The organism is uncultured Subdoligranulum sp. (assembly GCF_937890665.1).
In genome coordinates this window covers 1-17,913 of the sequence record NZ_CALADU010000166.1, presented here as the reverse complement: position 1 = coordinate 17,913, position 17,913 = coordinate 1, and the positions used below count along the sequence as shown (strand labels likewise).

Annotated in this window: 19 protein-coding genes and 1 riboswitch; of the genes, 11 read left to right on the top strand and 8 right to left on the bottom strand. The window is 50.9% G+C overall.

From position 1 onward, the window contains the following. The first annotated feature begins 104 nt into the window (after positions 1-104). Positions 105-602, top strand: coding sequence for a cob(I)yrinic acid a,c-diamide adenosyltransferase (locus Q0526_RS09635; RefSeq protein ID WP_298732951.1), 498 nt, complete (start codon positions 105-107; stop codon positions 600-602). Between the two features lie 61 nt (positions 603-663). Here the strand turns inward: Q0526_RS09635 and Q0526_RS09630 are convergent, their stop codons facing one another. Beyond that, complete coding sequence (locus Q0526_RS09630) at positions 664-1,188, bottom strand: YcxB family protein (protein WP_298732949.1); 525 nt, start codon at positions 1,186-1,188, stop codon at positions 664-666. A gap of 48 nt (positions 1,189-1,236) precedes the next feature. Then, positions 1,237-3,174: an NAD(+) synthase gene (locus Q0526_RS09625; RefSeq protein ID WP_298732945.1), complete on the bottom strand. Its 1,938-nt coding sequence runs from the start codon at positions 3,172-3,174 to the stop codon at positions 1,237-1,239. A gap of 158 nt (positions 3,175-3,332) precedes the next feature. On the opposite strand from Q0526_RS09625, the gene Q0526_RS09620 reads away from it, so the two are divergent. From Q0526_RS09620 to Q0526_RS09610, 3 genes are read left to right on the top strand one after another with little or no spacing between them, the layout of a single operon-like run. Next, entirely contained in the window at positions 3,333-3,530 is a 198-nt protein-coding gene (locus tag Q0526_RS09620; RefSeq protein WP_298732943.1) for a helix-turn-helix transcriptional regulator, read from the top strand. 2 nt (positions 3,531-3,532) lie between these two features. Continuing rightward, on the top strand, positions 3,533-4,003 hold the full coding sequence (locus Q0526_RS09615; RefSeq protein ID WP_298732941.1) for a DUF6773 family protein: 471 nt from the start codon (positions 3,533-3,535) through the stop codon (positions 4,001-4,003). Beyond that, positions 3,978-4,976 carry a CPBP family intramembrane glutamic endopeptidase gene (locus Q0526_RS09610; protein ID WP_298732939.1) on the top strand — a complete coding sequence of 333 codons (999 nt, stop codon included), beginning with the start codon at positions 3,978-3,980 and terminating at the stop codon, positions 4,974-4,976. The genes Q0526_RS09615 and Q0526_RS09610 overlap by 26 nt, the downstream gene beginning before the upstream one ends. A gap of 72 nt (positions 4,977-5,048) precedes the next feature. On the opposite strand, the gene Q0526_RS09605 is transcribed toward Q0526_RS09610, so the two are convergent. The 5 genes from Q0526_RS09605 to asd form a co-directional block, all read right to left on the bottom strand. Beyond that, the gene (locus tag Q0526_RS09605; RefSeq protein WP_298732937.1) at positions 5,049-5,510 is read right to left on the bottom strand and encodes an ACT domain-containing protein; all 462 of its coding nucleotides are present in this window, start codon (positions 5,508-5,510) and stop codon (positions 5,049-5,051) included. Positions 5,511-5,528: 18 nt separating this feature from the next. Beyond that, positions 5,529-6,764 carry a CapA family protein gene (locus Q0526_RS09600; RefSeq protein ID WP_298732935.1) on the bottom strand — a complete coding sequence of 412 codons (1,236 nt, stop codon included), beginning with the start codon at positions 6,762-6,764 and terminating at the stop codon, positions 5,529-5,531. Further along, positions 6,755-7,522 carry a 4-hydroxy-tetrahydrodipicolinate reductase gene (gene dapB, locus Q0526_RS09595; protein ID WP_298732933.1) on the bottom strand — a complete coding sequence of 256 codons (768 nt, stop codon included), beginning with the start codon at positions 7,520-7,522 and terminating at the stop codon, positions 6,755-6,757. The genes Q0526_RS09600 and dapB overlap by 10 nt, the downstream gene beginning before the upstream one ends. A gap of 68 nt (positions 7,523-7,590) precedes the next feature. Next, positions 7,591-8,481, bottom strand: coding sequence for a 4-hydroxy-tetrahydrodipicolinate synthase (gene dapA / locus Q0526_RS09590; protein WP_298732931.1), 891 nt, complete (start codon positions 8,479-8,481; stop codon positions 7,591-7,593). Positions 8,482-8,500: 19 nt separating this feature from the next. Beyond that, positions 8,501-9,577: an aspartate-semialdehyde dehydrogenase gene (gene asd / locus Q0526_RS09585; RefSeq protein WP_298732929.1), complete on the bottom strand. Its 1,077-nt coding sequence runs from the start codon at positions 9,575-9,577 to the stop codon at positions 8,501-8,503. A gap of 135 nt (positions 9,578-9,712) precedes the next feature. Further along, positions 9,713-9,888: riboswitch (Lysine riboswitch) on the bottom strand. A 51-nt stretch (positions 9,889-9,939) separates the two neighbouring features. Between asd and queA the strand changes: the two genes are divergently transcribed. The 5 genes from queA to Q0526_RS09560 all read left to right on the top strand — a co-directional run bounded on the left by queA (position 9,940) and on the right by Q0526_RS09560 (position 13,824). Next, positions 9,940-10,968 (top strand): tRNA preQ1(34) S-adenosylmethionine ribosyltransferase-isomerase QueA, encoded by a 1,029-nt coding sequence (queA, locus tag Q0526_RS09580; RefSeq protein ID WP_298732927.1) that lies wholly within the window; start codon positions 9,940-9,942, stop codon positions 10,966-10,968. 113 nt (positions 10,969-11,081) lie between these two features. Next, positions 11,082-12,215, top strand: coding sequence for a tRNA guanosine(34) transglycosylase Tgt (gene tgt, locus Q0526_RS09575; RefSeq protein ID WP_298732925.1), 1,134 nt, complete (start codon positions 11,082-11,084; stop codon positions 12,213-12,215). Between the two features lie 90 nt (positions 12,216-12,305). Continuing rightward, positions 12,306-12,650 carry a preprotein translocase subunit YajC gene (gene yajC, locus Q0526_RS09570; RefSeq protein WP_298732923.1) on the top strand — a complete coding sequence of 115 codons (345 nt, stop codon included), beginning with the start codon at positions 12,306-12,308 and terminating at the stop codon, positions 12,648-12,650. A gap of 59 nt (positions 12,651-12,709) precedes the next feature. Beyond that, positions 12,710-13,162, top strand: a complete 453-nt coding sequence (locus Q0526_RS09565; protein ID WP_298732921.1) for a TIGR04086 family membrane protein — start codon at positions 12,710-12,712, stop codon at positions 13,160-13,162. Between the two features lie 125 nt (positions 13,163-13,287). Further along, positions 13,288-13,824, top strand: coding sequence for a hypothetical protein (locus Q0526_RS09560; protein ID WP_298732919.1), 537 nt, complete (start codon positions 13,288-13,290; stop codon positions 13,822-13,824). Here the strand turns inward: Q0526_RS09560 and Q0526_RS09555 are convergent. Continuing rightward, a complete protein-coding gene (locus Q0526_RS09555; protein WP_298732917.1) occupies positions 13,768-14,835 on the bottom strand; it encodes a tyrosine recombinase XerC in 1,068 nt (355 codons plus the stop codon). The genes Q0526_RS09560 and Q0526_RS09555 overlap by 57 nt on opposite strands. An 821-nt stretch (positions 14,836-15,656) precedes the next feature. Between Q0526_RS09555 and Q0526_RS09550 the strand changes: the two genes are divergently transcribed. Both Q0526_RS09550 and Q0526_RS09545 read left to right on the top strand, forming a co-directional pair. Beyond that, on the top strand, positions 15,657-16,967 hold the full coding sequence (locus Q0526_RS09550; RefSeq protein ID WP_298732915.1) for a substrate-binding domain-containing protein: 1,311 nt from the start codon (positions 15,657-15,659) through the stop codon (positions 16,965-16,967). A gap of 161 nt (positions 16,968-17,128) precedes the next feature. Then, positions 17,129-17,913, top strand: a 785-nt coding sequence (locus Q0526_RS09545) for a sugar ABC transporter ATP-binding protein (RefSeq protein WP_298732913.1), incomplete at its 3' end; no start/stop codon positions are given.

Here is a 17,913-nt window from a genome sequence, read left to right as displayed (position 1 = left end):
AAGGGTCTGCAAAACCCTCATTCACCAGTTCAAATCTGGTCGTCACCTCCAAAACGCGTCACAAATGTGGCGCGTTTCTTTTTTTGTGTTAGGAGAGCAAGGATATGGTACATCTTTACTGGGGCAATGGAAAAGGAAAGACGACGGCTGCTATGGGCCTCGCTTTACGGGCATTAGGTCATCAGCGACGTGTTGCCATCATACAATTTTTAAAAGATGGCTCCAGCGGAGAAATTGAGCCTTTGCGCCGTATGGGCGCTATGGTATATACCTGTCCCAACGCCAAGTTCACTTGGCTGATGAACGAGGAAGAGCGCACCCAAGCAAAGGAAAACGCCAACGCTGCCCTGCGTGCAGCGCTAGAACAGTCGTGGGATCTTCTCGTTTTAGACGAGGCTTGTGCCGCTGAAGAAAACGATCTGGTAGATCGGGAACTGCTACAACAAGCGGTGGCATGCTCTAACGCCGGCTCTGAGGTGGTTTTAACGGGCCGTACCCCTGCGGACTGGATGCAAGCCGCAGCAGACTATTCGACCGAAATGCGGGCCTGTCAGCACCCTTTCACAAAGGGTGTGGCTGCGCGCGTTGGGATTGAATTTTAAGCAAGACCTCATAGAGAAAAAACAGCAGCGGTGCGCCTTTACACCGCTGCTGTTTTCTTTTTCATGATACCTTTAAGATGTCTTTTTGCGTTGCCCTAGAAAGAAACTTTCGAAATTCTTCCACATCGCCGCCTTGCAGCGTCTGCTTGTCATAAATTTGTGCATAGCGCTTATCGAACACAAAGACAAACGCATCCTTCGTTTCCGCAATAAGCAAAATTTTATCGTAATGCCAAGTTGTTGTTCCAACTGCAGTTGTGGTTACATACTGTTCCGGCAAAAAATCCGTTGTATTCGTTTCCGTTCCTGCCATCATTCTCTTGTAAGCAAGATACCCGTTGATCTGATCTTCCCAAAGCAAGGTGACCAGCAGGAGCACAAAAGCAATCCAGACAAGCAGTTGGGAGGTATCCATTGCATCACCTTTGATAAGATGCCGGACAGAAACGGCGCCGGCACAAAGCAATATGATCCATCCAAATAGATGAGAGCGACGGCTGTGCTTTTTGCGTACCGTTTTTCGCAAAACACGGGCCATGGTTACCATGCGGCGCGCAGTATAGTTTGTCTGGATTGTAAATTTCATGGCAAACCCTCTTAATCTTCGCTTTTACAGCATCCCAAACGCGACGTTTTACAATGAGATCTGTTCTAACTCCGTCATCCACAGTGCGTTACAGGCGTCGCTGGGCATACGCCAGTCGCCGCGAGGCGAAAGTGTGACAGATCCAACTTTCGGACCATCTGGCAGGCAGCTCCGCTTAAACTGCTGCGCAAAGAAACGGCGATAGAAGTTCTGCAGCCAATGCAGTAAAGTTTCCGGCTCATATTTCCCGGCAAATGCCGTACGGGCCAGATGATAAATCTTGACCGGACCGAATCCGAACCGCAGCACATAATACAAGTAGAAATCATGCAGCTCATATGGGCCTACCAACTTTTCGGTCTGCTGAGCAATCGTTCCATCTTCTGCCGTAGGAAGCAGTTCCGGGCTAACGGGTGTATCCAGAATATCCAACAAAACTTGCTGCAAGGTGGGTTGGTCGCAAGTATCGGCTACATAACGAACGATGTGCCGGACCAACGTTTTGGGCACACCGGCGTTGACGCCATACATACTCATATGGTCGCCATTGTAAGTGGCCCATCCCAAAGCCAATTCGCTCAAGTCCCCCGTACCAATCACGAAACCGCCATTTTTATTGGCATAGTCCATTAATTCCAATGTGCGAACACGTGCCTGACAATTTTCAAAAGTCACATCGTAGGTCTCAGGATCTTGACCGATGTCTGCGAAATGACTCTTTACTGTGTTGGTAATATTGATCTCCGCAAAGGTAACACCGAGTGCCTCGCAAAGAATCTCGGCATTGGAACGGGTCCGTTTGGTCGTGCCAAAACAAGGCATCGTCAATGCGACGATCTCTTTGGGGTCACGGTCTAAGACCTTGCAGGCGCGTACCGCTACCAGCAAAGCCAAACAGCTATCCAATCCGCCGGAGATTCCCAGCACTGCGCATTTGGCATGGGTATGCTCGATACGTTTGGCAAGGCCTTCGGCTTGAATGCGCAGAATCAACTCACAGCGTTCAGCACGAGTCTGCGTGTCTTGCGGCACAAACGGCGTCGGGGACACTTCCCGCGTTAAACTCAACTCCGAGGGCATCAGTTCAAATTCTACTGTGGTATACCCCTCAGTCTGGGGCGAGAAAGAGGTGTTGTGCTGCCGGTCCTGCACCATACGCCCAAGATCCAACTCGGTGATAGCTTCCTCGTTGGAAAACGGCGCGGCCTGCGCTAAGATTACACCGTTTTCTGCGATCAAATTATGCCCGGCAAAGGTCATGTCGGTGGTGCTCTCGCCATGACCTGCATCAGCGTACAAATATCCGCACAGCAGACGCGCACTTTGCCCTGCTACCAAATCACGACGATAGGCAGCTTTGCCAATGGTTTCATCGCTGGCAGAAAGGTTCGCAATCACCGTTGCCCCTGCCAGCGCATGCGCGCAGCTGGGCGGGATAGGCGCCCACAGGTCCTCACAAATTTCTACGCCCAAAACAAAAGAGGGCATTTGCTTGCAGGCAAATAACAAATGGGTCCCAATCAGCGTTTCTTGCCCGGCATATTCGATGCATTCTGCTTCCGCCATACCGGACACAAAATGCCGCTTTTCGTAAAACTCTCCATAGTTGGGCAGATAACTTTTGGGGACCAAGCCCAGCAACTCGCCGCTGCAAACGACAGCTGCACAATTATACAGCTTACTGTTATGCCGTACAGGAACGCCTACCAGCGTTACCAGATTCAGCCCCTTGCTTGCCTGCAAGATGGAAGCCAAAGCTTTCTCGCCCCCCCGCAGCAGCGGTTCCTGCAAAAACAGATCACTGCAGGTGTATCCAGTCAGGCTCAACTCCGGCATACAAAGCAAATGGACGTTTTCGGCAGCAAAAGCCTGCATTGCGTCTATGATCTGTTCTGCATTGTAGGCGCAATCCGCCACACGCAGTAAAGGGCTGATGGATGCAGCGCGAATGAAACCATTTTCAAACGCGGGAAAGCTGTATTTCATGGCTCAACTTCCTTTTCCTTAAATTCTAAGGGTATCATAACACAGTAGACAACGTGCCGCAAGAGGCCCGACAAAATGTAATGTATACTTGACATTATGTAAGGCGAATGCTATACTGACCATACAGGGAGTCGACACCTGAACCCAAGGAGGCGTGCATGGCAAAAAATCTTAAACTGAAGGCTGCCCGTGCCAAAAAAGATATGACCCAAGGTACTTTAGCCGAAGCAGTAGGCGTATCACGGCAGACGATCAACGCGATTGAAAAAGGGGAGTATAACCCAACCATCAACCTGTGTCGGGCTATTTGCAAGGTGCTTGGCAAAACGTTGGATGATCTATTCTGGGAGGAATGAGGATGAAACTCGATATTTTTTCCAAGAAAAACATATTGGATGAGCGGCAAGAACAAACGCTGTGCAAATTAGAAAGCCGAGGCTTTTGGCTGCTTTGGTGGGGACTGTTGGCGGCGATCCTGATTCAGCGATTTATGGGGCAGACTGCCAAAGATCTGGCGGCCGAGGGGCTTTTGTTTATGGCAGCATGTTTGTACATGTTGGTGGAATGTATTCGTAACGGCATTTGGGATCGACATATTAAGCCTACCGCCGGGGCAAATGGGATTGGTTCCGTTGTTGCCGGAGCGGGTGTATTTCTTTTTACCTTAACACAAACAAAGTATTGGCCCGGTGCTTTGTTTGCCGGTATTTTTACAATAGGTTTGTGCTTCTTTACCTTACAGTTTACGGTACTGCTTTATAAAAAGCGGCATGACCAACTGGAATATGCCGAGGAGGACGAAGATGAACGACTCGACGCAAACCACTAAACGGGAATTGATCGTCTTTTTTGTTGTGGCCTTTGGGGTGCCGTATCTGATGGGGATTCCTTTGGCTATCAGCCAACGCGCTGGCAACGATACCAGTAGTTTTGCCAATGCGCAAATGTTCTATCCTGCCGCCGGTGTGATGTTGGCATTCCTGTTGACGCACCGCCCCAATCTGCCGCTACGGTTCTATGCTGTGCATTTGGTTACAACCGTTGCCTGTCTGGTTACCGGGTTGCTGTCTGTGATTTTTCCTTCAGCACAAACTTGGGCAGTAGTAGACTCATGGATGATTATCATAGCCTCGATTTTTGCGTGGGTATTGCTCTTGACTGAAAAGAAAGAAAAACGCTCGCCTTACGGGTTGCGCTGGCAGGGAAAGGGATCCATCGCGTTGGGGATCTGCTTGTTATTTCTGCTTTTGGAAACCATTATGATGTTTGTTTCCATCGGTCTGGAAGGCAAGGAAGCCCTGTGGGCCTATTGGGGATATTGGAACACCATCTTCCCTTGGCTCAATCTGTTTGCTGTGATTCTCTCGTTTTTCGTTAGTTTCCTACCGTTTTTGGGGGAGGAATATAGTTGGCGATACTATCTGACCCCGCTTTTTCAAAAACGATTCGGGAAACGACGTGGCGTATTGCTGATAGGTGTTTTATGGGGTCTGTGGCATCTGCCGCTCAATCTGTTTTTTTATAGTCCCGAAACCTCGCTGCAAAGCATTGTGATCCAAATCGTGGTCTGTATTACGCTGGGAGTATTTTTTACGTTTGGGTACGAAGTTTCCGGTCATAACATTTGGGTTCCGGTGTTGCTTCATTACCTGAATAACAATATGATTTTGGTCTGGTCTGGAACTGCGAATGTCGGAAATCAAATCTATACATGGACGGATATTGGAATCAGTGCCGTTCTGTACGGTGTCCTGTTTCTACCGTTTTTGGCGACCAAAGTGTTTCAAGAGAAGAAAACCTAAAATCATAGTCCTAAAATAAGCAAAAGCGCTTCCCGCATACTAAACGGGAAGCGCTTTTCTATCTGGAACGGATTACAATGCAAAGGCTGCGTGCAAAGCCTCTAAAGCGGCATCCTCATCTTGCTGGCGCACCAACAAAGAGATGTCCAAATCGCTGGTGGTAATCAGAACAATCTCGATTCCGGCATCTGCCAACGCAGACAAAGCACGTGCCGCCACACCACAACTGGTGACCATTTCCTCGCCAAACAGATTGATCTTACTGTAACCGCCGGATACCAGAGGAGGATGTTGCTTGGCGGCTGCAGGAAGCGCTTTCATTACGGCGGCAAAGTTAGAATAACTGGTGGTGAAGCTGAAATCCACCGCCGTGCCGCGCGGAGCACTTTGGCAAATCATATCCACCACGATTCCGGCCTTTGCAAAAACATCCAGATGTTCTGCCAGACTTTGTGCACTGTACTGTGCCCCCGGAAAAGTCGTGAGCAAGATGTTTTGTTCACTGCGGATTTTGCTGACGCCATACATAGTCATAACACCCTTTCTTTTGGATTAGTCTAACGTAAGAAACTCACTGTCAATGGAAGAAGACAGGACCTCTTCAATCTGTGTACGGGAAAGTGTGAAATTGCCGTGTGCCGCCCCCAGTTCATCGGTATAGTCGGCATAAGGATAGACCCGAATATCTTGGTACCCCGCCTCATACTGCGTTACCACACCATGGAGTTTAGGGTTCAGCATTTCGACACTGACACTTCCATCCGGCTGTGTGGTTTTTTGGAAGGTGATATCCAGCACGGCACCAACCATATTATCCGGTTGGGATTGGGCATTGAGGAAGTTTCCCAAACTATAAGCCACAAACGTCGTATTACCGCCTGAACCGGTCAACCACTGGGCTGTTTGCGTCACATGGGGATGTGTACCGATGATCAGGTCTACCCCTTGGTCTGCCAACCATTGGGCGGTCTCGGTTTGAAAATCCGTCAGTTCATGGCTGCCTTCGACGCCCCAATGACAACTGACCACCAACACGTCACAGTTTGGGCGCATATCCGCGATCTGTTGGGAAATGAGATCCCTCTCGTCTAGATAAATAACCCTGTATTCTGATTCGCTAGGGGTGGGAAGCCCATTGGTATACTCTGTATACGATAGATACCCAAAAGTAATGCCGTTGACAGTTTGGTATGTGTAGTCATCGTAGGTTTCCTGATTATAAAATCCTGCTACGGCTACATCATCTGGCATGGCTGCCCAATGTTCCAGCGAGGAAGTGATGCCTTCAGCGCCTTTGTCGTAGCTATGGTTGTTAGAAACGCTGAACACCCGAAACCCTATATCGTACAACGCATCCGTGATGTCGCCCGGCGTAGAGAAGAGGGGATAACCGCTGGGTTCAAAGGCATCATTGACCAGTGTTTCCTGATTCAGCCAGTTTACATCAAACTGCTCATAAAAGGTCCGCATAGGTTCGTACGCTTCGGTAAAGTCGTAGGAACCGTTTTCTCCTCGCTGGCGTGCCTGCAAGAAGATCCCATCATGAATCAGGTTGTCCCCTGTGGCCGAAAAGCGAACCGTTTCCACTGTGGGAGTTGGTTCTGGCGTCGGGGCCGGTGTGGGTAGTGGGGTTGGCATCGGCGTGGCTGTCGGTACGGGAAGCAGGGTAGAAGCCTGCACAGACGCTTGATGCATCAGCGGATCTTGAAACAGAGAACCAATCAATACGCCGCCAACGCCGACGGCAATCACCACACAAGCGGCGATTTCGTTGTTTCTCAGTCGCACGGCAGTTTACCACGCAGCAAATCCGTCATGGTGTAGTAACCGGGCTGCTGGCCGGCCACATACAGTGCGGCTTGAATGGCGCCGTCAGCAAAAACGCCGCGGCTTCCGGCGCTGTGCTGTAAGGTGACAACCTCTTCGGGACCGCAGAAAAGCACCTCGTGCTCACCGACAATACCACCGCCGCGCACCGCACTGATGCCGAGCTCCTTTGCGCCGCGCTTCTGCCGAACCTGTGTGCGGTCATACACATATTCGTATTTCCCACCAGCCTCGGCGTTGATGGCATCCGCAATCATCAAAGCCGTGCCGCTGGGGGCGTCCAACTTGTTGTGATGGTGCTTTTCTACGATTTCAATGTCAAACTCTGCCCCCAACACGCGCGTGGCACGCCGGGCCAGTTCGATCAATACATTAACGCCCAAAGACATATTTGCACTGCGGAAAACCGGTGTTTTGGCACTGGCAGCCTCTAAGGCAGCCTCATCTTCCGAGGAAAGTCCCGTGGAGCAAAGAACACAGGGGAGCCCTTTCTCGGCTCCATAGGTTGCGGCTGCTACCGCACCGGCCGGCGAAGAGAAATCAATAATAACCCCTTTGCAGGGAAGTTGCGCAAAATCCGTGTACACCGGAATGTTACCCACGGAACCCGCCTCCCGGTCAACGCCGGCAACCACACGGCAATCATCGCGCAAGGAAATTTTTTCGACAAGTGTGCGGCCCATCCGACCATAGATGCCCTGAATGATTAGATCCGTCATAGATTTTCAAAATCCTTTCTCAAAATGCAAAAACCGGCCAGCGGCAGAAAACCACGGGCCGGTTGCGGTTATTTCAGCAAGCCAAAATCCTGCATGACCGTTTCCAGCCGGGCCTTCACCGCGTCGGAAGGCTCCACCAACGGCAGCCGGCAAGGTCCAGCTTGCCAGCCAAGGCGGTTCATCGCCCATTTTACAGGGATAGGATTCACATCGGCAAACAAAGCTTTGCACAGCGGCAATGCCTTAAGCTGCATGGCAAGGCTGCCAGTCACATCGCCTTCAAACCATTTAGCGCACAGGTCATGGGTGTACTGCGGTGCCACATTGGAGAGCACGCTAATCACACCCTTGCCGCCCAAGGCCAGAAGCGGTACGATCTGATCGTCGTTGCCCGAATAGATATTCAGGTTTTCGCCGCACAATTCCGCTACTTCGGCCACCTGCGAGATATTGCCGCTGGCCTCCTTAACGGCGTTGATGTTCGGCAGTTTTGCCAGTTCTGCCAAGGTGGCAGGCTGCAGGTTGCAGCCCGTACGGCTCGGCACATTGTACAGAATACACGGCAGGTCAACAGAATTGGCAATCGCCGTATAGTGGGCAATCAACCCCGCTTGGCTGGTCTTATTGTAGTACGGCGTGACCAACAGCAGGGCATCTGCGCCATCCTGCTGGGCCTGCTTAGAAAGTTGAATTGCATACTGCGTATCGTTAGAACCGGTACCGGCAATCACCGGAACGCGGCCTGCCACCTTTTTGACGGTGTAACGAATACACTCGGTGTGTTCCTCGTGATCCAGGGCCGGAGACTCACCGGTAGTGCCACAGATTACGATTGCATCGGTATGGTTGGCAATTTGGTCTTCGATCAAACGGCCCAGTTCGTCATAATTCACACTGCCATCGGCATGCATCGGTGTGATGATTGCCACCGCGGCACCGGTAAAAACTGGCTTTTTCATAAGAGAATCTCCTTATTTATCAATCAAAGTAGCCCTTCGCAGCCAGAAGTTCCGCCAACAGCACGCCGCCGCCCGCTGCACCGCGCAGCGTATTGTGAGACAGGCAGACGAACTTGTAATCGTACTGGTTGTCGGGACGCAGACGGCCAATGCTGACAGCCATGCCGTTTTCCAGCATGCGGTCCAGCTTGGGCTGCGGACGGTCATTTTCCTCAAAGTAGTGCAAGAACTGTTTGGGGGCGCTGGGCAAGTTCAAATCCTGTGCCGGGCCATGGAACTCTTTCCACGCCTTCAAGATTTCTTCCTGCGTGGGCTTATGCTCAAAACGTACAAATACTGCGCCCATATGGCCATCAGATACCGGGACGCGCAAGCACTGGGCTGTAAACCGCGGTGCCGTAGCCGAAACAATCTGGTCGCCTTCAATTTTGCCCCACAGCTTCAGTGGTTCCTGTTCGCTCTTTTCTTCCTCGCCGCCGATGTAGGGGATTACGTTATCCAGAATATCGGGGAAGGTTTCAAAGGTCTTGCCGGCACCGGAAATGGCTTGATAGGTGCATACCAGCACATCCGTGATGCCATAGCCCCGCAGCGGATGCAGTGCCGGGACATAGCTTTGCAGGCTGCAGTTGGATTTGACTGCAATAAAGCCACGCTTGGTGCCCAACCGTTTACGCTGTGCAGGAATAATCTCAATATGGTCGGCATTGATTTCCGGCACGACCATAGGAACATCCGGTGTAAACCGATGAGCGCTGTTGTTGGAAACTACCGGGCATTCCGCCTTCGCATAAGCCTCTTCCAGTGCTTTGATTTCCTCTTTTTTCATGTTGACGGCGCAAAAGACGAAATCTACCTGCGCAGCCACTTCTTCCACGTGGGAAGCATCCAGAACGACCAGCTTTTTGGCACCTTCCGGCATCGGGGTCTGCATCAGCCATCGGCTGCCCACTGCCTCTTCGTAGGTCTTTCCGGCGCTGCGAGCGCTGGCGGCTACCGCCGTGAGGTGAAACCAAGGATGATTTTCCAGCAGCGTCACAAACCGCTGTCCGACCATGCCGGTGGCGCCGATAACGCCGACTTTGTACTGTTTCATAATTGCCATGACCTTCCTTTCACTGAGCCCTTCCTATTTCTATGCAGAGGCGTTCACGGTCGTGAACGAATTTTGCACAGATAACAAAAAAACCGGCTTGAAAACCGGCACAAAATGCAATATAATATCATATTGCATATACACAGCGCAACACACCCTGTTGGGCGTGACAGTCTCGCGCCTATTCGGCTGCGAGCCCAGGTCCGATACGTGCCGCGTATCGCCTTCGGCGAAGTACCCTTTCGCGGCTCCATGTCCCGGCTGGACGTTCGGAGCGTGTTACTGATGCACTTCGCGCCTCTGTGTTTTTGTTTATTATAGTATTCCGTCCGGAGATTGTCAACGTAAAAAGGAAGAAAACCATGCTGAAAAAAGATTTTTGGTACGACTTACCCAAGGAACTGATCGCACAGGAGCCTGCGGATCCGCGCGACGCTGCACGTCTGATGGTTTTGAATCGTCAAAACGACGCCATCGAGCATGCGATCTTCCACGATTTGCCCCGTTATCTGGAAAAAGGGGACCTGCTGGTCGTCAACAATTCCAAGGTTCTGCCGGCTCGTCTCTTGGGAACCAAGGTCCCTACCGGCGCAGTGTGCGAACTGCTGCTGCTGCGACAGGTCAAAGGGGACACATGGGAATGTCTGGCTCGTCCCGGCAAGCGCATGCAGGCGGGGACGCATCTGGAATTTGGCGACGGTTCTTTAACGGCGGTTGTGGATGAAACAATGCCGGATGGCAACAAGTTTGTGACGTTCCAGTATGACACCGAAACCCTGTACGAAAAGCTGGACGAGTTCGGCAAAATGCCGCTTCCCCCTTACATCACCAAACAGTTGGAGGATCAAAGCCAGTATCAGACGGTATATGCGAAAGAGCTTGGAAGTGCGGCGGCTCCCACTGCGGGCCTGCATTTTACACCGGAACTGATGGACACTCTGCGGGCGAACGGCGTTAACATTGCTGAAGTCACCCTGCACGTTGGTTTGGGTACCTTCCGGCCGGTCAACGAAGAAGAAATTGAAGACCACCAGATGCACAGCGAGTGGTACTCGGTCAGTGAGGAGACTGCCAACGCGATTCAGGCTACCCGCGCAGCCGGCCACCGTGTTATCGCCGTGGGTACCACCAGTTGCCGCACACTGGAGGCAGTCTGGGCGAAATACGGCAAAATCGTGCCTTGCAGCGGTAACACAGATATTTTCATCTATCCCGGCATTGATTTGCATGCCATTGATGGAATGATCACCAACTTCCATCTGCCGGAAAGCACCCTCATTATGCTGATTTCTGCATTTTACGGTTACGATAAGACGATGGCAGCCTACAAAGTAGCCGTACAGGAAAAATACCGCTTCTTCAGCTTTGGTGACGCCATGCTGATTCTGTAAATAACTGTTGACTTATTTTTCAGCTTCCTCTATAATATGGCAGAAAAGGCGGTGCGGGGATTGCCCCTTGCACCGTCTGTTTTTTAGACTACGGATTACGGAGAGAATCATCCATGCCTTACCGTTTGCTCAAACAGGAGGGGGCCGCTCGCCGCGGTGAATTCACCACCGTACACGGCACGGTTCAAACGCCCGCCTTTCAAAATGTAGCCACCGCCGCCGCCATCAAAGGCGGTCTTTCGGCGCTGGACCTGAAAGAGATTCGTGCACAAGTCATGTTGTGCAACACTTATCATTTGCATCTGCGTCCCGGGGATCAAGTGGTGGCGCAGATGGGGGGACTGCATAAGTTCACCCGTTGGAACGGCCCGATCCTGACCGACAGCGGCGGATTTCAGGTGTTCAGTTTGGCTAAATTACGCCAAATTACCGAAGAGGGTGTCACATTCAATTCTCATCTGGACGGTCATCGGATTTTTATGGGACCAGAACAGAGCATGCAGATCCAAGCCAATCTTGGCTCCACCATTGCCATGGCATTTGATGAGTGTGTAGAGAACCCTGCCACCTACGAATACGCCAAAAACAGCTGTGCCCGGACCGCCCGCTGGCTGCTTCGCTGCAAGCAGGAGATGGCCCGCCTGAAGCATGAAGAAAAAGCCGTTAACCCGGATCAGCTCCTTTTCGGCATTAATCAAGGATGTACCTTTGCAGACCTGCGTGTAGAGCATATGAAGCAGATTGCCGAATATGATCTGGATGGTTATGCCATTGGAGGTTTGGCAGTGGGCGAGCCGGCCGAAGTAATGTATGATATTATTTCGGCGGTAGAGCCCTTTGCTCCGAAAGATAAAATTCGCTACCTTATGGGAGTCGGAACGCCCGGTAACATCATCGAGGCGGTTTATCGCGGTGTGGACCTGTTTGACTGCGTCATGCCCAGCCGCAACGCACGGCATGGACATCTATTTACCTGGGACGGTATCATCAACATCAAAAACCTCAAATACGAGCGTGATGAATCGCCCATTGATCCTCATTGCGACTGCCCGGTTTGCCGCAATTTCTCCCGCGCTTATATCCGCCATCTGCAAAAGGCAGATGAAATGTTGGGTATGCGGCTGGCTGTGATGCACAACTTGTATTTCTATAATCACCTGATGGAGCGTATCCGCGAAGCTTTGGACGCTGGAACCTTCCAGCAATTCCATGACACTTATGTCCATAAGCTGGACACCCGCATATAAGAATCAGAAATTGCCGGAAAAGCTCTTGCGTTCTTGCCGACAATTCGATATAATAGAAAAAAATTGTTTAAACTAAGGAGAAAACCTGTTATGATCCAGTTCTTGAGCCAACAAAGTGCCAGCACTAGCGACATGATTATCAATTTGCTGCCGATGGTGCTGATTATCGTCTTTATGGTCCTGATCATTTATATTCCCCAGAAACGTCAGGACAAGAAGGACGCTGCCATGCGTAATTCCATCGAAATCGGTGACAAGGTCACCACGATCGGCGGGATTGTGGGCATTGTTTTTGCGATTAGCGACAAGGATGACACCTTGGTTGTTGAGACCGGCAGTGATCGCACCAAAATTCGTTTCCGTCGCTCCGCCATTTCCAATGTAGAGAAGCTGGATGTAGGCGGCGATACCAAGAACGCTTCTGCTAAAAAGTAATCACAAACATATTTAAACGCCCCCTTGCATAGTTTTTACTGTGCAAGGGGGCGTTTGTTATGTCTAATAAAGGAAAGACCATTCATTCCGTCCGACGGGCGACTGTTTGCAAACCGCTAAAAAACCGAACGAAAGATGCAACCTCTATCCTTCTGCGAAGCTGCCTTCTTTCGCTTTTTGCCGGTATTTGTCTAACTGCTGTATTGTTGGCGCTGTTAGCGTTTTTGCTGTCCCACACGCCCTTATCGCTTGGATTTGTGCGACCCTTGGCTTGTGGTGCTGCGGCTTGCGGTGCGGCGCTGTCCGGTGTATTGCTGGCCAAACGAATTGGACGCCAAATGTTGCTGTGCGGGCTTCTTTGCGGAGGATTCTACGCGATTTGCCAGCTTATGGCTGCCTTTCTAACCAGTGGCGAGGCTGCCTTTGACGGCACCAATCTGATGCTGCCAATTGCACTGCTTTTAGGAGGAGTGATGGGCGGCGCTTTGGCGGCTTTGCGGACGGTGCGCTGATGCGGGCCGGCACTTCTGCGTCACGGCCGCGTTTTCCGCTGCGGAGTCGCACCACACCGCACACCCCTAAAACCCTATCCCGGCGATATCCATCATCCGCCTATGTCGTACCGCTTTGCGCTAGTATGCTGATCGCAGGCTATTTGCCTGGAATATGGTTGGGCCATGACGGGCAGACCGCACTGGGACAACAGCTCGCCAAGTATTATGCAGACGTGGCACTTACCACGCCATGGTTTGTATCTTTTTTGCGCTCGATTGCTGGCCCGTTCTTACAGATTGTATTTGTCCTTTTGTGCGGATTCTCTGCTTTGGGGCTGGGCTTTCTGCTGTTATACTTTTTGGGGAAGGGCTTTTTTCTCGGCTTTTGTGCAGCCAATGTCTTCTTTGCCGGCGGAATCTCCGACTTGGTTGCATATTGGCTTTGTACCTGTCTGCCAGACCTTGTTTTTACGGCAGTTCATCTTTGGCTGGCGGCGTATGCACTCTGTTTGAGCCATGGGCTTTTCCAAAGCGTCTTTTTGGGCGGCGCTCCCCGCGGGCAACTGCATACCGCTAATAGGCGCCTTTTGGTGAGAAGCGGCGTCGCACTCTTTGTTTCCGGTTTACTCGGCATCATTTTCAGTGGATTGCGCTTCTTGTTGAACCCGCTCTTTTTGTGAGGGTTTGGGTGCAATATACTTTTGGTCTGCAAGGGGAGAGGCTTGCACCGCTTCGCGAAGCTGTTGCTGATTGATATGGGTGTAAATCTGTGTTGTGGACACATTTTCATGGCCCAAAATTTCTTTTAGGGCGAGCATATCTACGCCGCCCTGATACATAAGGGTTGCGGCGGTATGGCGCAGTTTATGCGGAGAAAACCCTTTTCCGCTCAGTCCTGCGTTCTTCAAACAGCTTTCGACGATTTGTTCAACGCGGCGCGCCGTCAATCGCTTTCCTGTCCGCTTTGAAACAAACAGCGCATCGGTATCCACCAAGTGGGGAAGGGCTCTGCGAGCTTGTATATAATGAGAAAGTGCCTGTTTGCAGGATTCATTTAAATAAACAATTCGCTCCTTGCCGCCTTTGCCGGTAATGCGAATTGTGTCGTCGCGAAAATCACTTAAATTGATGCCTATGAGTTCTGCAAGGCGCATGCCACAGTTTAAGAACAAGGTGATCATGCAGAAATCACGTTCGTAAAATTCGCTTTGTATATTTTTTAACAAATCCAAGCTTTCTTGTTGAGTCAGATATTTGGGCAGTGTTTTTTTAGGACTGCCCAAATTTACATTCTCGGTAGGATCACTTGGGAGCTTATTGACTTGCGTCACCATATAATGGAAAAAGCCTTTCAATGCGCTCAACTTTCGAGCACGTGCTTTGGATCCATTATTGGCACTGCGCACATAATCCAAATAAGAAAAAATATCCCGCTTGGTGATGCTCGCAATATCTTTAGCGGTAATTTGTGTAAGATCGATTTTATCCAACGGTGTGTCTGGCTTGACGCGGTTCCATTGTGCCATCATATAGCGAAAGAAACCTCGCAAATCCAAATAATATCCGTTTACCGTTCGTGGAGATCGCAGTTTAACAAAGTCCAGATAATGCAGATATTCGATTACATCATCAGGGATGTCCAGATACGGAGCATGCCGTTCTGGATTGACTACATCAATATAGCTGCTCACAGTTCGTTTTTACCTCGTTCGTTTGAGAAGAGCTCGGCGCCTGCCGGGCTTTTTTGCTGCCATTTATTGTACCACATTGTCTATGCAGCGTCAATTTTCACGCGTTTATAAAGAATTGAAAGCTATATGCGCTTTACGATCCGTATAGAAAATGTATGCAGGCGGGTATTTATGCAGATTTGCTTTTCAACCTCCTTGATCGGTTTTCAACAGTCGGCAAACTCTTTTCCACTGCTGCATTTCGTTCCCCTCTATTTCGCTAAATTTACATTTAGCGAAATACTATGTTTCGCAAATACGCCACCCTTTTAAGGCCGCGACTCTCAAAGATTTTCAGCTCGAGCCCCTCCCGTCGTTGCTCCCTCTGATCCGCGGTGGTTTCCATGTGATGTTTCTAAGCCAACGAAGTCTTACTGCCCTCGTACAAGCATGAACTTTAGCCGCAAGATTTTTTCATGTATCCGTACAGCGCAGGACGATCATCACAGGCATCCGCCTTCCGAAGATGCCACGCGATTTCCGCATTGTCATCCAGTCAGTCATCAAGCACGCCCTATGCAGCGATGTGAAGTTTTCTTTCATCATTCTTCTTTCTTTCGCTTGTATAATGTAAAGGATTGTACTTATTTGATAACAATTTTGTGCATTTTACATAATTTTTCCTGCAAGTTTTTTTGCACATTGTTTTTCTTGAATAATTTTTTCACACTTCTTTCAGTGAAATTTCCCCTTGTTTTTGTCTTGATTTTCTTTTAACATAGATAGTGTCAGGTGGGCCACGAAGAAGGGCTCACCAATCGAACAACAAAAGGAGAAAAACTATGAGAAAAGCACTTGCATTGAGCATGGCCGCAGCAATGGCCTTGAGTCTGGCTGCTTGCGGCGGTTCCACCAGCTCCACCGCGTCTTCTGACAGCGCTGCTGCCGGCACCTCGGAAGCCGCCTCTTCTGCCTCTACCGAAGGCGGCACCGTTGCCAACAAAGATAAGCCCCTCATTTGGTTCAACCGTCAGCCTTCCAACAGCACCACCGGTGAGTTGGATATGGAAGCTCTGAGCTTCAACAGCAATACCTACTACGTTGGTTTCGACGCCAATCAGGGTGCTGAGCTGCAGGGCCAGATGGTTCTGGATTACATCAAGGCGCACGCCGATACGATCGACAAGAACGGCGACGGCGTCATCGGTTACGTTCTGGCCATCGGTGATATCGGCCACAACGACTCCATCGCTCGTACTCGCGGTGTCCGTTCCGCGCTGGGCACCGCCGTTGAGGGTGAGAACGGCATCGTCAGCGATCCCGTTGGCACCAATGCAGACGGTTCTGCCACGCAGGTTCAGGATGGCACCATCGAAGTCGATGGCAAGACCTTCACGGTCCGTGAGTTGGCTTCTCAGGAAATGAAGAACTCCGCCGGTGCTACTTGGGATGCCGGCACGGCCAGCAACGCGATCAGCGCTTGGGCCTCTTCTCTGGGCGATAGCATTGATATCGTTGTTTCCAACAACGACGGCATGGGCATGGCCATGTTCAACTCCTGGTCTCAGGAAGCTGGCGTTCCCACCTTCGGCTACGACGCCAACGCTGACGCTGTTGCCGCTATCGCCGACGGTTACGGCGGAACCATCAGCCAGCACGCTGACGTTCAGGCTTATCTGACTCTGCGTCTGCTCCGTAACGCTCTCGACGGCGTTGACATCAACACTGGCATCGCTACCGCTGACGCTGCTGGCAACGTCCTGAGCGAGGATGTTTACTACTACGATGAGGCTTCTCGTTCTTACTACGCTTTGAACGTGGCTGTCACCGCTGAGAACTACGAGGACTATCTGGACTCCACCGTTCCTTACGCTCCGGTTGCTAACCAGCTGGATGCTTCCACCAGCCCCGAGAAGACCGTTTGGCTCGACATCTACAATGCAGCCGACAACTTCCTGAGCGCTACTTATCAGCCCCTGCTGGAGAAGTACGACGATCTGCTCAACCTGAAGGTTGACTACATCGGCGGCGACGGCCAGACCGAGGCTAACATCACCAACCGTCTGGGCAACCCCAGCGCGTACGACGCCTTCGCCATCAACATGGTTAAGACCGACAACGCGGCTTCCTACACTTCTCTGCTGAACCAGTAATGGTCATCAGAACCACTTTGAAACCTAAGCACGAGTAATCACAACGCTATTAGGGAGAAGGTATTTCTCCATTTGGGAGAAGGAGCTCTCCCTAATAGCGCTTTTTTATGAAACACAGACGGGGTCTTCCCTGTCAATTTGCAGAAACGGGAGTAACGAGAATGACAGAAGCGAAAGATGATATCGTCTTGTCAATTCGCGGTATGTGCAAGTCATTCGGCCGCAACCGAGTGCTTGATCACATTAATCTGGACGTAAAGCGCGGTACTGTCATGGGACTGATGGGCGAAAACGGCGCCGGCAAGTCCACCATGATGAAATGCCTGTTTGGTACCTATCAAAAAGACGAAGGAAAGATCTTCCTGAACGGAAAGGAAATCAGCTTTTCCGGTCCGAAAGATGCTCTGGAAAATGGTATCGCGATGGTCCATCAGGAGTTGAACCAGTGCCTCGAGCGCAGTGTTATCGACAACCTGTTCCTCGGACGCTATCCGGTCAACTCCATGGGCGTTGTTGACGAAGGACAAATGAAACGCAAGGCGGCGGAGCTGTTCCGTAAACTGGGAATGACCGTCAACCTAACGCAACCGATGCGCAACATGTCGGTTTCGCAGCGGCAAATGTGTGAAATTGCCAAAGCAATCTCCTACAATGCACAGGTTATTGTTTTGGACGAGCCCACTTCCTCTCTAACTGTGCAGGAAGTCGATAAATTGTTTGAAATGATGCGGATGCTGAAATCGCAGGGCATTTCGCTGATCTACATTTCTCATAAGATGGACGAAATCTTTGAGATCTGCGATGAAGTTTCGGTGCTTCGTGATGGTAATTTGGTTATGACCAAAGACACCAAGGACACCGACATGAATGAACTGATCGCCGCGATGGTCGGCCGTTCTCTGGAGAGCCGCTTCCCGCCGGTAGACAATACTCCCGGTGACACGAT